This is a genomic window from Lapillicoccus sp. (assembly GCF_039935575.1).
Taxonomy (GTDB): domain Bacteria; phylum Actinomycetota; class Actinomycetes; order Actinomycetales; family Dermatophilaceae; genus Lapillicoccus.
Map to the genome: position 1 here is coordinate 16,969 of NZ_JBDTKA010000045.1, position 16,262 is coordinate 33,230.

At 69.4% G+C, this 16,262-nt stretch carries 15 protein-coding genes and 2 pseudogenes; 11 read left to right on the top strand and 6 right to left on the bottom strand.

The genetic code is table 11. The features are described 5' to 3' along the window. Positions 1-5 precede the first annotated feature (5 nt). A complete protein-coding gene (aceA, locus tag ABI385_RS05805; protein WP_348102800.1) occupies positions 6-1,349 on the bottom strand; it encodes an isocitrate lyase in 1,344 nt (447 codons plus the stop codon). 111 nt (positions 1,350-1,460) lie between these two features. On the opposite strand from aceA, the gene ABI385_RS05810 reads away from it, so the two are divergent. Then, positions 1,461-2,951, top strand: coding sequence for a helix-turn-helix domain-containing protein (locus tag ABI385_RS05810; protein WP_348102801.1), 1,491 nt, complete (start codon positions 1,461-1,463; stop codon positions 2,949-2,951). A gap of 14 nt (positions 2,952-2,965) precedes the next feature. Here ABI385_RS05810 and ABI385_RS05815 read toward each other — a convergent pair whose 3' ends face one another. Together ABI385_RS05815 and ABI385_RS05820 are read right to left on the bottom strand one after the other, a co-directional pair. Beyond that, positions 2,966-4,036, bottom strand: a complete 1,071-nt coding sequence (locus tag ABI385_RS05815) for a hemolysin family protein (protein ID WP_348102802.1) — start codon at positions 4,034-4,036, stop codon at positions 2,966-2,968. Further along, positions 4,033-5,421: a hemolysin family protein gene (locus tag ABI385_RS05820; RefSeq protein ID WP_348102803.1), complete on the bottom strand. Its 1,389-nt coding sequence runs from the start codon at positions 5,419-5,421 to the stop codon at positions 4,033-4,035. Before ABI385_RS05820 ends, ABI385_RS05815 begins: the two co-directional genes overlap by 4 nt. 130 nt (positions 5,422-5,551) lie before the next feature. Here ABI385_RS05820 and ABI385_RS05825 point away from each other — a divergent pair, with 130 nt between their 5' ends. Next, the gene (locus ABI385_RS05825; RefSeq protein ID WP_348102804.1) at positions 5,552-5,758 is read left to right on the top strand and encodes a hypothetical protein; all 207 of its coding nucleotides are present in this window, start codon (positions 5,552-5,554) and stop codon (positions 5,756-5,758) included. A 48-nt stretch (positions 5,759-5,806) separates the two neighbouring features. Then, positions 5,807-6,202 (top strand): hypothetical protein, encoded by a 396-nt coding sequence (locus ABI385_RS05830; RefSeq protein WP_348102805.1) that lies wholly within the window; start codon positions 5,807-5,809, stop codon positions 6,200-6,202. A gap of 41 nt (positions 6,203-6,243) precedes the next feature. Here ABI385_RS05830 and ABI385_RS05835 read toward each other — a convergent pair whose 3' ends face one another. Continuing rightward, positions 6,244-7,002 carry an SDR family oxidoreductase gene (locus ABI385_RS05835; protein WP_348102806.1) on the bottom strand — a complete coding sequence of 253 codons (759 nt, stop codon included), beginning with the start codon at positions 7,000-7,002 and terminating at the stop codon, positions 6,244-6,246. A 146-nt stretch (positions 7,003-7,148) separates the two neighbouring features. Here ABI385_RS05835 and ABI385_RS05840 point away from each other — a divergent pair, with 146 nt between their 5' ends. The 8 genes and pseudogenes from ABI385_RS05840 to ABI385_RS05875 all read left to right on the top strand — a co-directional run bounded on the left by ABI385_RS05840 (position 7,149) and on the right by ABI385_RS05875 (position 15,181). Then, positions 7,149-8,147: an NAD(P)-dependent oxidoreductase gene (locus ABI385_RS05840; protein WP_348102807.1), complete on the top strand. Its 999-nt coding sequence runs from the start codon at positions 7,149-7,151 to the stop codon at positions 8,145-8,147. Then, entirely contained in the window at positions 8,144-9,214 is a 1,071-nt protein-coding gene (locus tag ABI385_RS05845; protein ID WP_348102808.1) for a hypothetical protein, read from the top strand. Before ABI385_RS05840 ends, ABI385_RS05845 begins: the two co-directional genes overlap by 4 nt. 78 nt (positions 9,215-9,292) lie before the next feature. Then, a complete protein-coding gene (locus ABI385_RS05850) occupies positions 9,293-10,948 on the top strand; it encodes an ABC transporter substrate-binding protein (protein WP_348102809.1) in 1,656 nt (551 codons plus the stop codon). Positions 10,949-11,015: 67 nt separating this feature from the next. Further along, positions 11,016-11,975 carry an ABC transporter permease gene (locus tag ABI385_RS05855; RefSeq protein WP_348102810.1) on the top strand — a complete coding sequence of 320 codons (960 nt, stop codon included), beginning with the start codon at positions 11,016-11,018 and terminating at the stop codon, positions 11,973-11,975. After that, positions 11,972-12,928 carry an oligopeptide ABC transporter permease gene (gene opp4C / locus ABI385_RS05860; RefSeq protein WP_348102811.1) on the top strand — a complete coding sequence of 319 codons (957 nt, stop codon included), beginning with the start codon at positions 11,972-11,974 and terminating at the stop codon, positions 12,926-12,928. The genes ABI385_RS05855 and opp4C overlap by 4 nt, the downstream gene beginning before the upstream one ends. A gap of 35 nt (positions 12,929-12,963) precedes the next feature. Next, positions 12,964-14,061 (top strand): ABC transporter ATP-binding protein, encoded by a 1,098-nt coding sequence (locus ABI385_RS05865; protein ID WP_348102812.1) that lies wholly within the window; start codon positions 12,964-12,966, stop codon positions 14,059-14,061. 35 nt (positions 14,062-14,096) lie between these two features. After that, positions 14,097-14,861, top strand: a pseudogene (locus ABI385_RS05870) (ABC transporter ATP-binding protein); the annotation flags it as partial. Positions 14,862-14,935: 74 nt separating this feature from the next. Then, positions 14,936-15,181: an oligopeptide/dipeptide ABC transporter ATP-binding protein gene (locus tag ABI385_RS05875; protein ID WP_348102815.1), complete on the top strand. Its 246-nt coding sequence runs from the start codon at positions 14,936-14,938 to the stop codon at positions 15,179-15,181. Here ABI385_RS05875 and ABI385_RS05880 read toward each other — a convergent pair. Together ABI385_RS05880 and ABI385_RS05885 are read right to left on the bottom strand one after the other, a co-directional pair. Beyond that, entirely contained in the window at positions 15,118-15,927 is an 810-nt protein-coding gene (locus tag ABI385_RS05880) for a substrate-binding domain-containing protein (protein ID WP_348102813.1), read from the bottom strand. The genes ABI385_RS05875 and ABI385_RS05880 overlap by 64 nt on opposite strands. 6 nt (positions 15,928-15,933) lie before the next feature. Then, positions 15,934-16,137 (bottom strand): annotated as a pseudogene (locus ABI385_RS05885) (LacI family transcriptional regulator); the annotation flags it as partial. Positions 16,138-16,262 lie beyond the last annotated feature (125 nt).

Consider the following 16,262-nt stretch of genomic DNA (forward strand, 5'->3'; position numbering starts at 1 on the left):
TGGTCCTAGAACTGGGCGGCCTCGGTGGAGCCGGCCATGGCCAGTGTTGTGGAGTTGGAGTTGAGGGCCTTCGTGACCTTGTCGAAGTATCCGGTGCCGACCTCGTGCTGGTGCCGGATCGCGGTGTAACCCAGGTGGATGTCCCCGAGCTCGGCGTCCTGCAGCTCGACATACGCAGGCATGCCGCGGGAGGCATAGCCGTGGGCCAGGGTGAACATCGAGTGGTTGAGCGCGTGGAACCCGGCGAGGGTGATGAACTGGAACCGATAGCCCATCTCGCCCAGCTCGTCCTGGAAGGTCGCGATCTCGCGCTCGCCCAGAGCCGCTGACCAGTTGAACGACGGCGAGCAGTTGTACGCCAGCATCTTGTCAGGGAACTCCCGGTGCAGCTCGGTCGCGAACTCGCGTGCGAGGCCGAGGTCAGGCATACCGGTCTCGACCCAGATGAGGTCGGCGTACGGCGCGTACGCCCTCGCCCGGGCGAGCACCGGTTCGATCCCTGCCCGGACCCGGTAGAAACCCTCCTCGGTTCGCTCACCGGTCAGGAAGGGCTCGTCGACCGGGTCGATGTCGCTGGTGAGCAGGTCGGCCGCTAACGCGTCCGTGCGAGCGATCACCAGCGTCGACACGTTCTCGATGTCGGCCGCGAGCCGGGCCGCGTTGAGGGTGCGCACATGCTGAGACGTCGGGACCAGGACCTTGCCGCCGAGGTGTCCACACTTCTTCTCCGAGGCGAGCTGGTCCTCCCAGTGCACCCCGGCGGCGCCAGAGCTGATCATCTGCTTCATCAGCTCGAAGGCGTTCAGCGCCCCACCGAACCCGGCTTCCGCGTCCGCCACGATCGGCACCAGCCAGTCGGGGTGGTGCGTGCGCGAGCTGTGGTCGATCTGGTCGGCGCGGAGGAGCGCATTGTTGATCCGGCGCACGACAGTCGGCACCGAGTTCGCCGGATACAGGCTCTGGTCGGGGTACGTCTGGCCGGACAGGTTCGCATCCGCGGCAACCTGCCACCCGGACAGGTAGATCGCCTCCAACCCGCCGCGCACCATCTGGACCGCCTGGTTGCCGGTCAACGCGCCGAGGGCGCGCACCAGCGGTCGGGTGGTCAGCTGGCGCCACAGACGGTCGGCGCCCCGCCGAGCGAGGGTGTGCTCCTCGACAACGCTGCCGCGTAGCTGGAGCACGTCCTCGGCGCTGTAGGTCCGCCGGATGCCCGCCCACCGGGGGTCGTCGTCCCAGACCCGGCGAAGCTCGTCCGCCGGGCTGGTGAACCAGTCGGCCGGCTCGGCTGACTTGCCCTCCTCGGTATGCAGGTGGGCCGGTGACGCGGACTCGATGCTGATGGTCATGATGAGGTCCTTCCGAAAGGCTGCGCTGACAGCCCCAGCATCCGTGTCACGGGGCCGGCGAGCGCGCTCTCTTGCCGTCAATTTCTCCAGATTTTGCGCTAACCTGCAGTTGTGCCCACCTTTCTCGCACCGACTGCCGAAAGTTCGGGGTTACGCCCCTCCACACCACCTGGACCCGACCCGTTCACCGTCGGCCGCACCCTGCGTCATCTGCGCCGGACGCAGAGTCGAACCCTCACCGACGTGGCGACGGCGGCCGGTGTCTCGGCCTCGACCCTGTCGCTCATCGAGAACGGCAAGCGCGAGGCCAAGGTCAGCGCCCTGACCTCGCTCGCGACAGCACTCGGCGTCACGTTGCCCGACCTGCTGGTGGTGGAGCCTCCCAGCCGGCGCGCCGCCCTCGAGATCGAGCTAGAACAGGCGCAACGGCTGGACGCCTTCAGGGAGTCGGGCATCCCCGCGGTCCGGTTGGGTCCCGGCCTGTCGACGCCGGTGCTCGAGTCGTTGGTCGGGATGCACCGGGCTATGGAGGCGATCCGCGCCGAGCGGTCAGCCACTCCGGAGGAGGCCCGCCGGTCGAACACCCTGCTGCGCCAACGGATGCGCGACCAGGACAACTACTTCCCCGAGGTGGAAGCCGCAGCGGGACAGCTGATCAGGGCAACCCGTTACTCCGGCGGACCGATCACCAGGTCGGTCGTGGACCAGATGGCCGCCCACCTCGGCTTCACCCTGGTGCATACCGGCGGGCTTCCCGAGTCGACCCGTTCCGTCACCGATCTCGCCAACCACCGGATCCACCTGCCGCAGCCGGACGCCGGGCAGTCTGACTCGAGGGCACTGGCCCTGCAGGCCCTCGGTCACATCGTGCTCGAGCACCGCGTTCCCAAGGACTACGGCGAGTTCCTGGAGCAGCGGGTGGAGGTCAACTACTTCGCCGCAGCGCTGTTGATCCCCGAGGACGGGGCGCTGACGATGCTGCGGATGGCCAAGGCCAACAAGGACATCGCGATCGAAGACCTGCGCGACGCATACGCGGTCTCCCACGAGACGGCGGCCCACCGCTTCACCAACCTGGCCACCCGACATCTCGACATCCCGGTCCACTTCATGCGCACCTCCTCAGCAGGCATCATCTACAAGGCCTACGAGAACGACGGCGTGCACTTCCCCACCGATGCGACGGGTGCCATCGAGGGCCAGCGGGTCTGCCGTTACTGGACCGCCCGCGCGGTGTTCGAGCAGCCGGACCTGTCCGAGGCACACCAGCAGTACACCGACACCGGCTCAGGTACCTACTGGTGCACGGCGATCGTCGACCGGACCGCAGCCGGGACGTTCTCCGTCTCCGTCGGGGTGCCCTACCGGCACGTGAAATGGATGCGCGGCCGTGACACCACCCATCGCTCGGAGTCGCGGTGCCCGGACCCCGCGTGCTGCACCGTTCCACCCGCGGCGCTCACCGCGCGTTGGTCGGACGTGGCGTGGCCGAGCGCCCGCGTCCACTCCCACCTGCTCGCCGCCATGCCCCCAGGCGTGTTCCCCGGCGTGGACGACACCGACGTCTTCCGGTTCCTGGAGGTGGACTCGCCCAGTCTGTGACGACCGTCGGGTCCTCAAGCCCGAGGACGGTCCGTCTCGTCCTCGAACTGCCCGAGCACCCGTTCCAACAGGTCCTCCAGAGCGGTGATCCCGATGACTGTGCCCTCGGTGCCCTCGGTGCCGTCGTTGCCGTCGGCGCTCGCCGCGTTTGTGACCAGGGCGAGCTGGGCGCGCGCGGCTCGCATCCTCCCCACAGCGGTCAGCACCGTGTCGTGCTGGTCGAGGGCGATGGTCTCGTATGCCAGTCCGCTCACCTGCGCATCGGGGGCGGCCAGCACCGCATCTCGCACGTGGACCAGACCGGTCGGCAGGCCGTTGCGGTCGACGACGACGAGGCGGGACCGTCCCGTCTCGAACGACACTCGTTCGACATCCTCCGCCCGTGCCGCGCCGTCGATTGTGACGATGTCGTCGAGCGGCAGGGTCACGGCGTATACAGGGGTGCCGCCGAGGTCGAGGACGCTGCTCAGCAGCCGCTCGTCCGACGCGTCTATCAGCCCATGCTCCCGCGAGGCGGTCAGCAACAGCTGGAGCTCCACGGGTCCCTGGACCGGCGCGGTCTCCTTGGCCGGGTCCACCTTTGCCAGCCGCAGCAGCGCGTTGGCGATCGCGTTAAGGCCGTCCAAGAGCCACCGGGTCGCCGACGTGAACGCCCGGAACGGCAGCGCCAGCATCATCGCCGACCGCTCGGGATGCGTGATGGCCCACGACTTGGGCGCCATCTCCCCGACGACCAGGTGGAGGAACACCACTACTCCGACCGCGACGACGGTGGCGATGGCTCCCGCGACCGCCTCGGGCAGTGGCGTCAGCCCGAGCACCGGCTGGAGCAGGTCGGCGACTGCTGGTTTTGCCAGCGCACCGAGGCCCAACGTGGCCAGGGTGATCCCGAGCTGGGCGCCGGCGAGGCAGAGGGACAGCTCACGACTGTTGAGCACGGCCGCTCGCGCCGCGGCGCTCCCCCGCGACGCGAGGGCTTCGAGCCGGTGCCGCTTGGCGGAGACGACCGCGAACTCAGCAGCGACGAAGAACCCGTTGAGTGCGAGCAGGGCCACGGAGAGAGCGATCGACAGGGCCGGGCTCATGACTCCGGGTCCGGGTCCGAACGCGTCAGGGTGACCACCGTCGGAACATGACGCTCGACCTGGTCGACGTGGATCGGCACGACGGTGTGCGGCGGACCTTCTCGATCGGGGTCGTCGAGCTGGTCGGCACCCGAAGCGTCGTGCTCCTCGGTGACCCCCACGACGTCCCCGGCGAGGGCCACCCGGCCGAGCCGGTCCATGACCAGACCGCCGACGGTCGTGTAGTCCGTGCCCGGTGGCAGCCGCAGCCCGGTCGTGGCCTCGATCTCGTCCAGGCGAAGACGGCCGGCGACGGTGGCGACCCCGCCCTTCTGCCGAGTGACGACACCAGTATCAACGTCGCCCTCGTCCAGGATCTCGCCCACGACCTCCTCGGCGATGTCCTCCAACGAGAGAACGCCCGCCAGGCCACCGAACTCGTCGACGACGACCGCCAGCTGACGCCGCGCTGCGCGCAAGGTCTCCAGCGCGGCCGGAAGGCCGAGGGTCCCGGGCATCAGGACCGGATCCGCGCAGACGTCGCCCACCCGGGTCGTCGGCTGTGTCGCCCGCGGAACCCCGAGCACCTCCGCGAGACCGATGACACCCACGACGTCGTCGACGTCGTCCGCCACCACGGGGAACCGAGAGTGCACCGTCGTGCCCAGCAGCTCGACGACCCGACTGACCGGGGCGTACGCCGGCACGGTGACGACGGCGACGCGGGGAGTCATCGCCTGCTCGGCGGTGAGGCCGCGAAAGGCGAGTCCACGTTCGAGCAGCCCGGACAGCTCCTCGTCGAGGCTTCCTCCGCGCCGCGACTCGTCGATCAGGTGCTCGAGGTCCTCGGTCGTCGCACCTGCGGCGAGCTCCTCGACCGGCTCGATGCCCACCATCCGCAGCAGGCGGTTCGAGGCGGAGTCGAAGAGGTGGATCACCGGCCCGGCGACGGCGAGGTATGCCTGTGTCGAGCGGGAGAGCGCCAGGGCGAGCGGCACCGGTCGGGCGATCGCGAGATTCTTGGGGGCCAGCTCGCCGATGACCATCTGCAGCACGGTCGAGAAGACCAGCACGAGCAGGACCGAGAGGGTGAGCCGAGCGGCATACGGGAGGCCGGTGAAACCCAGCAGGTCCGCGAGCGCCGCCCCGATCAGGGGCTCACCGGCATACCCGACGAGAAGTGCCGTGACAGTAATGCCGAACTGGGCTCCCGACAGTGTGAACGACAGGCGTCCGGTGACCTGCAACGCCCGCTCGGCCGCTTCGTCGCCCTCGTCGGCGAGCTGCCGCAGTCGCATCCGGTCCACCGAGACGTAGGCGAACTCCTGGGCCACGAAGTACCCCGTCGCGAACGTCAGGAGCACGACCAGCAGGATGCCGACGGCGATGAGCATCGCGGCGTCCACTCCTGACAAGCGTTGCGGGTGCGGGTGCGGGTGACGTGGTGCGGGAAGGCCCTGAGTTTACGGGAAACCGCGGCCCTCAGGCGTCTACTGGTCGGTGACCGGGCAATGCCGCTGCGGGACAATCGCGGACATGACGTTGCACGACATCTATCCTGCTTTCGCGCTGGAGATCTCGGGCGGGTCGCTGAGCTTGCGGGGCCTGCGGTCCGAGGACCTCCCCGCGGTCGGCGAGCTCGCCGTGGGCGGGATCCACGGTCCGGACTTCCTACTCTTCCTGTTTCCATCGAGCGAGGCGGCACCTGACAAGCTGTCCCTCAACACCGCCCGCTTCTACTGAGACTCCTTCGTCTCGTTCACGCCGCAGCGCTGGCACCTGAACCTGGTCGTGCGGTGGGAGGGCCAGGTCGTGTGCGCCCTCTGCTTCGACTACCTCGGCGCCGAGGTGATGCGCTCGGGCGACATCGAAGGGAACGCCAGCTCGGCGCCCGTCAGTAGGAGGGTGGGCTATGAGGAGAACGGCCGGCGTCGCCTGGAGGACCCCAAGTCGGACGGCTACCGCTGCGAGCGGGGACGACGCGGCCCGCGAGGCCGCCTGGCCGGCGCTCCAGGGAGATTCTCGACGGCGCCATCGCTCTCAGCTGCAAGGTCACCGGAGCGCGGGTGGGCCTACTCGAGCGGGCCGGGATGGAGCGGGCGCTCGGCCCGCGCAGCCTCGCCCAGAAGGGCGATCGAGCAGGTGCCCGACCCGCTGAACATCTTCGACCCCGGCAAGGTCCTCTGAGCTGAGCGGACGAGCGCGTCGTACCGGAGGGCCGGCCGGGGTCACGCGCGCAGGCCGCCGTCGACGGTGAGACATTCGCCGGTGACGAAGCCGGCGGCCCGCTCGTCGAGGAGGAACCGCACCGCTCCCAGGACGTCCTGGGGAGTGGCCAGCCGACGAAGCGGGATGAGGCCGAGGATGCGCTCGCGCTCACCCGGACAGTCGAGCGTCTGGCGACCCAGGTCGGTGTCCACGAAGGTTGGCGCGACCGCGTTGACCCGGATGCCGTGCTCGGCCCACTCGACCGCACATACCCGGGTCAGCATGACCAGTCCGGCCTTGCTGGCCGCGTAGGCCGCCCGCCCCGCGACCGCGGTCAGGCCCGCCACCGAGGCGATCGCGACGATGCTGCCGCCACCAGCGTGGCCACCTCCGCCCTCACCGACCATTAGCCGCGCCCCGGCCTGCATACAAAGGAACGCACCCGTCAGGTTGGTGTCGAGAACCACGTCCCAGTCCGCCGCGGGTAGGTCGAGCGCCGCTCCGATACGTTGGACGCCGGCACTGACCACCAGCGCCGCAGGCGGACCGAGCACCCGGCGCACGGTCGCGAACGCCGCCTCCACGGCCGCCGAGTCGCGGACGTCGACCGTGACCGCGACCACCCGGATGCCGCCGGCCTCCTCGGCTTCCCTCGCCGCCGAGTCGAGGTCCTCGGGGGTCCGCCCCAGAAGGGCGACGTCCCAGCCGTCGGCCGCCAGCCCCGAGGCGACGGCCCGGCCCAGGCCGCGGCCAGCCCCGGTTACGACGACAGTAGGCATCGCTGCTCCTCAGGGCCTCCGGGCGGGCCGGGTTCGACGCGTGGTTCGGGGCATGAGACGGCCTCTGGAGGGCATCCGCCGCGGCCGAGCGTAGCGCTTGTGCACTGGCATGCGTAGTCTTATTGCCCGTCGAAAGGGTGCACGTGATGGATGTGCTGGTGACGGGCGCGGGTGGGCGGATCGGAACCCACCTCACGCGGCGGCTGCTGGCCAGCGGTCATCGGGTCCGTGCGCTCGGCTTCCCTGGGGATCCTCGAGCCGAGGCCCTGCGAGCGGTCGGCGCGCACGTCGTCGTCGGTGATCTGCTGGACCCGGCCTCGCTGACCGAAGCCACCGCCGACGTCGACGCCGTGTGCCACCTGGCGGCCGCGATGACGTTGCACGGCGCCAGTGACGCGAGCTTCGTCGACGTCAACCTCAGAGGCACCTTCAACCTGCTGGACGCCGTCCGCCGGACGGCGCCGGGGATCGGCCGGTTCGTCTACGTCAGCAGCGACGCCGTCTACTGGCGTGGTCACGGCGCGGCGGCCTACCTGCCCGTCGACGAGTCGCACCCGCTGCTCGGCGGGTCCGTCTACGGCGCCACCAAGGTCGGAGCAGAGCAGCTCTGCCGGGCCTTCCTGTCCACCTACGGAATGCCCATCGTCATCATGCGCCCGACCGCCACCGCAGACCCCGAAGAGCTGGTGGACCGCTCCGGACCGTTCGGCCGCCGGTGGTTCATCCGGTCGGCCCTGACTTGGTATGCCGGCCGGACCGCCCTCAGCGACACCCAGAGCTCCGTCATGAGCGCCCTCGAGGCGGCAGACGACGGGTCCGACCGGCTGTTCGTAGTCGTCGACCCGGATGGGACGGAAAGCCTTTCCATGCTGACCAGTGCGGACGACGCCGCAGCCGGGCTGGCCGCCATGATCGAACCCGAATCGGCGATCGGCGAGGCCTTCAACATCGGTCCGGCCGCCCCCCACCCGGACCGTGAGGTCCTCGCGCACCTGGGGACCCGGCTCGGCCTGGAGGTCGTCGAGGTGCGCCATCCGAGTGCCCGGCCGAGCTGGTATGTCAGTATTGACAAGGCCCGCGACCGCCTGGGGTACCGGCCCGGCACCGACATCATCGCCATGGTCGACGCGGCGGTGCCGCTGTGAGCCAAGGGGTCATGAAGGTGCCTGCGGCGGCCGACGCAGAGGCGTTGCTGGAGGCGTGCGACCATGCCGTGGACCGCGCCGCCCACTGGCTCGTGGGCCACCTGCGATCCGACGGCGCCCTGGGCGACCCCGCCGACGGCTTCCGCTACCACCGGGCCGCCTGGGCCCTGACCCTGGCGGGGCGACCGGACGAGGCCCACGCGGTCTGCGGGTGGGTGCGCCGGAACCTGCTCACGTCGAGCGGCGAGCTCGACTCACCCGCGCGCGTCTCGCTAGACGGATGGGCCTACCGCGATTCGTCGTTCATCATCGGCGCTCACATGTTGCAGCAGTACGACCTCTCGTACGGGCTGATGCCCAGCCTGCTGCGCTGGCAGGACCCCGTCTCCGGGGGGTTCGCCAACGACCGCACCGCATCCGGCGACCCCAGCGACGAGATGGACGTCCCTTACGCCTGCGGGCCGGGCCTCGCCAGTCTCATGACCGGGGATATTGACGCGGCCCGTCGCGTCGCCGACTTCCTGAACACCGTGCTGATCGCGCAGGACGATCTGCCCGACCGGTTCCACTGTTTCTGGTCGCGAGAGCGCCAGGCGCCGATCCGTCCCGGCGATATCGGGTTCCAGCCCCGCTTTCTCGTGGACAACACCGCCGACCGGATGCAGCGGTGGACCGTGGGCGGCATCGCCGCCGCGTTCCTCGGCCGCCTCCACCAGGCCGACCCGCAGCCGGAGACGCTGGTGCTAGCCGAGCGCTACCAGGCATTTTCGATGGCGGCAGTTGACGCCCAGTTCCGCTACCCGTCCGCGTGCAAGAGCAGCTGGGGCGCGGCCGTGCTGTATGAGATCACGGGCCGTCCGGCGTACCTCGACTGGCTGGGCCGGTTCGCCCGGTGGTACCTCAACGCCCAGGAGCCAGAGGGTTACTGGCACCCCTGGGTGGAGACCTCGGTGGGAGAGATCATCGAGATCACGCTCGAGTACGTCGTGCACCTGTTGACTCTCAGCGGGGCCGTACGAGGCCGGCGGCCCGCGGCTCGGGAGCCACGGGTCGTTGCGGACTCGTGACCGAGCGTCCATTGACCTGAAATTTGGTTCCACCTACTGTGCGAGCATGTGCAAACGTCGACCAGAAGGTGGACCGAGATGAGAGCAGCAGCACGCAGATCCACGGTCGGAGCGCTCATCGCACTGGGGGTTCTCTTGGCCTCGGCCTGCTCGTCCGGCGGCTCGACCAGCACGGCGACCGGTAGTGCCGGAGGCGGCGGACACACGACGCTCAATGCGGTCATGGCGGTGGAAGCGACGGAGATCACCCCCCTCACCGCGAACCAGCAGGGCAAGGCCGAGGTGCTCAGCCTGCTCGGCACCCCACTCCTGCAATCGGACAACCAGGCCAAGGTCTTCTCCCGGCTGCTGTCGACGTGGGACATCTCTAGCGACGCCAAGACGGTGACGTTGAAGCTCAAGCCGAACCTCACGTGGAGCGACGGGAAGCCCATCACCTCGACCGATCTCGTGACGACGCTGAATATCTACCTTGATTCCAACGTTTCGGCGAGCGCCGGCCGGATCGGTGGCGTCGAGGGCCAGGACGCGGTGGGCAAGAAGACCGCAAAGTCGGTGTCGGGGGTCACCGCACCAGACGCGTCAACCGTCGTGGTGAAGCTGCTGTCACCCAACGTTGCGTGGACGGCGAACCTGGCCGGGGTGGCCTTCAACCTCCCCCTGCTGCCGGACAGCGTGCTCGGGAAGGTCCCGCACGACCAGCTCAAGGACAACGCCTACTTCAAGACCTACCCGGTGAGCAGCGGCCCGTTCAAACTCGTCTCCTTCACGGCCGGGCAGGACGCGCAGTTCGTACGCAACGACAAGTACTTCGGCTCCAAGCCGTACTTCGAGAAGGTCTTCCTCAAGGCCCTCGCCACCGACGCGATGAGCGCTCAGCTGCAGACCGGGGAGACCGACCTCATCTTCCCGGTGGACCCGGCTGACGTTGAGCGGCTGTCCGCCGTCGACGGGGTCGCCACCGCCTCCCACCAGGGCGTCGCCCCCGAGCTGCTGGCCCTGAACTACGCCAGCCCCGAGCTTAAAGACCCGCGCATCCGTCAGGCGATGATCTACGCCATCGACCGGGTGGGCATCTGCAAACAGGTGCTGGCCGGTCAGTGCACGACGCCACTGACCAACATCCGCCAGATCAGCCCCACCTGGTCAATCCCGACCGATGGCGTGACCTCCTACGAGTACAACCCCGCGAAGGCCAAGGAGCTGCTCACGGCGGCCGGGTGGAACCCGAGCACCAAGGTGGTCCTGCTGACTCGCAGCGGGCGCAGCTACGTGGACAAGGCGATGACCATCGTCCAGGGCCAGCTCAGCCAGGTCGGCATCAACGTCACCCTCCAGAACGTCGACGCCGGTCAGCTCCTCGCCACGTGGAAGAAGCAGGACGACAGCTGGCAGGCGGCCTGGAACAGCGGGGCGGACTTCACTCTCGACCCGGTGGCCATGCAGACCTACGCGCTGTGCTCGGCTCGGTACCCGGCCGGCGGCAACACCAGCCAGTACTGCGACCCGGAGACCGACAAGCTCTTCGCCCAGGGCCTGCAGCAGACCGACCAGACGCAGCGGGCGGCCGTCTACAAGCAGGCGTTCACCCGGCTGAACCAAGACCCGGCCGAGATCTACCTGTACGTGGTGAACTCGATCGCGGCGTTCAACAAGAAGATCACCGGGGTCAGAGCGTCCGGCAACCTGTCGGCCCCCTACTGGAACATCGAGGACTGGGCCTGGCAGGGCTGATCCGCTCGGCCTGAGCGCCTGCGGGGGCGCAGCCCCCTCTATACCCCACCGGAGGAGGCGCAAACGTATGCTTAACTTTCTGGTCCGTCGGATCGGCATCGCAATCCCGGTGGTCTTCGGGATCATGCTCCTGGGCTTCGCGTTCGTGCACCTGCTGCCGGGTGACCCCGTCCAGCTGCTCATCAGCCCCGACCAACTCGCCGGGCCGGACTCCGCGGCATACCTTGCTCGCGCCCGCCAGGAGCTTGGCCTGGACCAGACCCTGCCGGTGCAGTTCCTCGTCTGGGCCAAGGACGTCTTCCAGGGGAACCTGGGAATATCGTACGCGCAACGGGTACCTGTTACCGAGATGTTGGCCCCGCGGTGGTCGGCGACGGCGACCCTCGCGCTGTCGGCCGTGTGTGTGGCCCTCCTCCTGGGGATCCCGGTGGGGGTCATCGCGGCGCTACGGCAGAACACGTGGGTCGACTACGTGTCGGCCACCGTAAGCATGCTGGCCATCTCGATCCCCGTCTTCTTCCTCGGCCTCATCGCCATCTACGTCTTCGCGGTGCTCCTCGGCGTGTTGCCCAGCGGCGGGCAGCGCACCCTCGGTGACACCTCGGCGGTCGACGCGCTGCGCCACCTGGTGCTCCCCGCGTGCACCCTAGCGGCCGTTCTCGTCGGTCCGTTCGTCCGCTACACCCGGGCGAGTCTGCTCGACGTCCTGCGCCAGGACTTCATCACCACGGCCGTGGCCAAGGGCGTGCCCGGCGTCCGGATCGTCGTCTCGCACGCGCTGCGGAACGCGCTGATCCCGCTGGTCACCGTGCTGGCCGTGCAGGTCCCGGCCCTGCTGGCGGGGACCGTGATCACCGAGACAATCTTTTCCTGGCCGGGCCTCGGGAAGGCGACCCTCGACGCGATCGGCCAGCGGGACTACCCGGTGATTCTCGCCGTCGTGCTGCTCAGCGCCGGTCTAGTCATGGTCTTCAACCTGCTTGCCGACATCGCAGCCGCCCTCCTGGACCCTAGGATCCGGCTGTGAGCGACGCCCCGGGAATGCCGTCGGCCACGACCGACCTCCTGGCGGACGGCCCGGTGCCCGGTCCCCTCGGGTCAGCGGACGAGGCGTTCGACCCGACCTCAATGCGGCCGCTCTCGCCGCTCCGGATGGCCATGCGCCGGTTCCGCCGGCACCGGCTGGCGATGGTGGGGTTGGTCGTGCTCGTCCTGTTGGTGGTCGTGGCGGTGTGCGCGCCCCTGCTCGCGCCGGGGGACCCCAACCTCGTCGACCTGGCGAGCTTCCAAAAGCCCCCGAGCGCCGAGCACTGGCTCGGGACCGATTCGGCGGGACGCGACGTGCTGAGCCGGCTAATCTACGGTACCCGGGTTTCGTTGACCGTCGGTATCGCCGCTGCCCTGTCGGCCGGGGTCCTGGGCCTCGCCCTCGGCCTGCTCGCAGGCATCCTCGGCGGCTGGGTCGACACGGTGATCATGCGGGTCGTCGAGGTGATCCTCTCCTTCCCCTCGCTCATCGTGATCATCCTGCTCATCGCCGTGCTCGGACCGAGCATCTCGACGATCGTGCTCGTCATCGCCGTCTTCGAATGGCCCACTGCATGCCGGATCGTGCGGCAGATGGCCCTGTCCCTACGCGAGATGGACTTCGTCCTGGCCGCCCGGGCCATCGGGTGCAGCAAGCTGCGGATCATGACCCGCCACGTCGTTGGCGGCGTCGTCTCACCGCTGACGGTCGTGGTCACGCTGCTCAGCGCCCAGGCGATCCTCCTGGAGGCGGCCCTTTCCTTCCTTGGCCTCGGGGTCACCCAGCCGCAGTCGAGCTGGGGCGGGATGCTGCAGCGCGCCCAGTCACTGACCATCCTGCAGGGGATGCCTTGGCTGTGGCTCCCGCCGGGGATCGCCATCGCCGTCACCGTGCTGGCCATCAACTTCGTGGGAGACGGACTACGCGACGCCCTTGATCCGCGGCAACAGTGAGCGGCGCAGCGCCGGTGGACGAGGGTGAGGCGGTCGTGACCGGCGACCCGGTCGGCGCAGCGCCGCCAACCGATCCTCGCCGTGAGCCCGTGCTCTCAGTGCGCGACCTGCGGACGACGTTCGTCATGGACACCGGCGTGGTCGAGGCCGTCCGCGGCGTCAGCTTCGACCTCTACCCGGGCGAAATCCTCGGGCTGGTCGGGGAGTCCGGCTCGGGCAAGAGCGCCCTGGTCAGCTCGGTAATGGGGCTATTGCGCTCCCCCCCGGCGAACGTCGGCGGCGGCCCGGTGACCTTCGGTGGGCGCAACCTGCTCACCGAGTCGAAGGCGGCCATGCGTCGAGTCCGGGGCGAGGAGATCGCGATGATCTTCCAGGACCCGATGACCTCGTTCAACCCAGTCCGCAGCATCGGTCAGCAGATCTCGGAGGCGATCCGGGTGCACCACCGGGTCAGCCGGCGGGCGGCCAAGGCTAGGACGGTCGAGCTGCTCGCTCTCGTGGGGATGCCGAGCCCGACCGTGCGCTACGCGCAGTTCCCCCACGAGTTCTCGGGCGGGATGCGTCAACGCGCGATGATCGCCATGGCGATGGCCAACCAGCCCAAGGTGATCATCGCCGACGAGCCGACGACGGCCCTCGACGTCACAGTGCAGGCCCAGATCCTCCAGATCCTCCAGGCCGCCCAGGCGGAGACCGACGCGGCCATCCTCCTCATCACCCACGACCTGGGCCTCGTCGCCGAGCTCGCCGACCGCGTCCTGGTCATGTACGCCGGTCGCGTGGTCGAGTCGTCGGATGTCTTCTCGCTCTTCGCCGGTCCAAAGCACCCCTACACGCTGGGCCTGCTCGCCAGCCTGCCCCGGATCGGCCTCGAGGTCGACCAGCTCGTCTCGATCCCCGGTCGCCCGCCGAGCCTGAGCCCCCCTCCCCTGGCTTGCGCGTTCCGGGCGCGGTGCCAGCTGAGCCATGCGCGGGAGCGATGTCGTGTCGAGGACCCGGCTCTCCGACTGGTCGGCGACGGCCACGCCAGCGCCTGTCACTTCTCGGACGAGATGGCCGCCGGGGCGGACCTTGCCGCGGGCGGCGGGGTCGACGGCGTTAGTGTCGACGGCGCGCGGGAGCCGCTCCGATGACCACGACGCGACGTATGACGAACAGCGCCACCGCCATGACGCGGCAGCGCCCTCAGCCGGGTGAGGAGCTGCTGCGGGTCGAGGGTCTCGAGGTGCACTTCCCGATCCGCTCCCGCGTCCTGCGCCGCACCACCGGCACCATCCGGGCGGTCGACGGAATCGACATCACGCTGGCCGCCGGGGAGACGCTCGGTCTGGTCGGTGAGTCCGGGTGCGGCAAGTCGACCACCGGACAGGCGATACTACAGCTCATCGCGCCGACCGCGGGCCGTGTGCTGTTCCGGGGCCAGGACATCACAGCGATGAGCCGCCGCGATCTGCAGCCTTACCGGCGCGAGATGCAGATCGTCCTGCAGGACCCGTTCTCCTCACTCGACCCCCGGATGACCGTCGGCCAGATCATCGCCGAGCCCCTCATCGTGCACAGCCTGTACCGGGGCGAGGCCCGCCGGCGCCGGGTCGAGGAGCTTATGGACCTGGTTGGCCTGCCACCAGCCCTGGCCGCCCGCTTCCCGCACCAGTTCTCCGGCGGACAGCGTCAGCGCATCGGTATCGCCCGGGCACTCTCCCTAGAGCCGCAGCTGCTCATCCTCGACGAGCCGGTGTCCTCGCTCGACGTGTCGATCCAGGCCCAGATCGTCAACCTGCTGCGGCAGCTGCAGCGTGAGCTCTCGCTCGCCTACCTGTTCATCGCCCATGACCTGGCCGTCGTCAAGCACCTGTGCGACCGGATCGCCGTGATGTACCTCGGCAAGATCGTCGAGACCGGGACCCGCCGGGAGGTGTACGCCGAGGGCACCCACCCGTACACGCAGTCACTGCTCTCGGCGATCCCGCGGCCGGACCCACCCTGCGCAGCCAGCGCCAGCGGGTGGTGCTGGCCGGCGACCTGCCCAGCCCCGCGAACCCGCCCTCCGGGTGCCGGTTCCGGACCCGTTGCTGGGTGGCTCAGGAGATCTGCGCGCAGGAGGAACCGCCGCTCGTCGACCGTCCCGACGGGGTCCGTGCCGCGCATCCGAGTGCCTGCCACTTCGCTAGTGTCCACCTCATCCACGACTACCGTCCGCCGGACCCCACGGCCGACCCCGCCCGGCCGGCCGTCCGGGGTGCGGGTCGATGACCGCGCCACTTGCCGTCGGCTCCACACGTCCGCCGGACGACGAGCGTCGGCGCCAGGACGACCTCCACGGGGTGGCCGGACCTTCCCCCGATCCGGTCGATCCGGTCGAGCTGGTAGACGCTCCGGCCCATCTCCGCCACGGGCTGGCGGACCGTCGTCAGAGGCATCCGACGCAAGGAGGCCGCCTGGCCGTCGTCGAACCCGACGACGGCCGGGTCCTCGAGGATCCGCGGCCCCAAGTCCAGTGTCGCGCCCGTCACACCGAGGGCGATGTGGTCGTCGGCGCACACAACCGCGGTGGGTCGCTCCGCTTCGCCCAGCATCCGGGTCGCGGCGTTGTAGCCGCTGCGACAGATGAACTCGCCGTCGATGCGGTGGCGTGGCCGCAGCGTCAGGCCGCGGACCCGCAGCGCCGCCCGCACGCCGGACAGCCGGTCGGCGTCGGTCGACGCGGACGGCCGCCCACCCACGAAGCCGATCTGGCGGTGGCCCAGGGCGACCAGGTGTCGGGCGGCAAGACGTCCGGCCAGCACGTTGTCGAGGTGGAACGAGACCAGGCGCTGACTGCTCACCCTGCGGTTGACGGTCATGAGCGGCACCCGGTCGAGCCACCGCCGCGCGATCGCCGCCGCGCTGTGCCGCAGCGGGACGGTGAGGATCGCCGCGTCGGACTGATGCTGGAGGAGCAGGTCCCGCATCAACAGCTGAAGGTCGTCGCTCTCCCGCGTGTTGCAGAGCCCGACCATGTAGTTTCACTCGGCGCCGACTTCGACGATCGTCTTGACCATCTCGGGATAGAACGGGTTGCTGATATTGGAGACGACGAGACCCATCAGATTGCTACGTCCGGTGATGAGCCTGCGGCCCACAGCGTTTGGACGGTAGCCCAGCTGGGTTATGGGGCGCTCGACCCGCTCGCGCGTCGCCTCGCTGATGCGGGGGGTGTGGTCCATGACCCGCGAGACCGTCTACGGCGAGACACCGGCGAGGCGGGCTATGTCCCCGGAGGTTCAGGGTTCCGGTCGCTCAGCGGGTGCGAGGCTACATTCCGGGCATACGTCATCTCCCCGCGGCGGGCGGG

Excerpts from the sequence above, each read along its gene's own strand:
- ABI385_RS05880 (WP_348102813.1), bottom strand. The coding sequence starts at position 15,927 with ATGGTCGGGCTCTGCAACACGCGGGAGAGCGACGACCTTCAGCTGTTG.
- aceA (WP_348102800.1), bottom strand. The coding sequence starts at position 1,349 with ATGACCATCAGCATCGAGTCCGCGTCACCGGCCCACCTGCATACCGAG.
- ABI385_RS05850 (WP_348102809.1), top strand. The coding sequence starts at position 9,293 with ATGAGAGCAGCAGCACGCAGATCCACGGTCGGAGCGCTCATCGCACTG.
- ABI385_RS05835 (WP_348102806.1), bottom strand. The coding sequence starts at position 7,002 with ATGCCTACTGTCGTCGTAACCGGGGCTGGCCGCGGCCTGGGCCGGGCC.
- ABI385_RS05855 (WP_348102810.1), top strand. The coding sequence starts at position 11,016 with ATGCTTAACTTTCTGGTCCGTCGGATCGGCATCGCAATCCCGGTGGTC.
- ABI385_RS05825 (WP_348102804.1), top strand. The coding sequence starts at position 5,552 with ATGACGTTGCACGACATCTATCCTGCTTTCGCGCTGGAGATCTCGGGC.
- ABI385_RS05815 (WP_348102802.1), bottom strand. The coding sequence starts at position 4,036 with ATGAGCCCGGCCCTGTCGATCGCTCTCTCCGTGGCCCTGCTCGCACTC.
- ABI385_RS05840 (WP_348102807.1), top strand. The coding sequence starts at position 7,149 with ATGGATGTGCTGGTGACGGGCGCGGGTGGGCGGATCGGAACCCACCTC.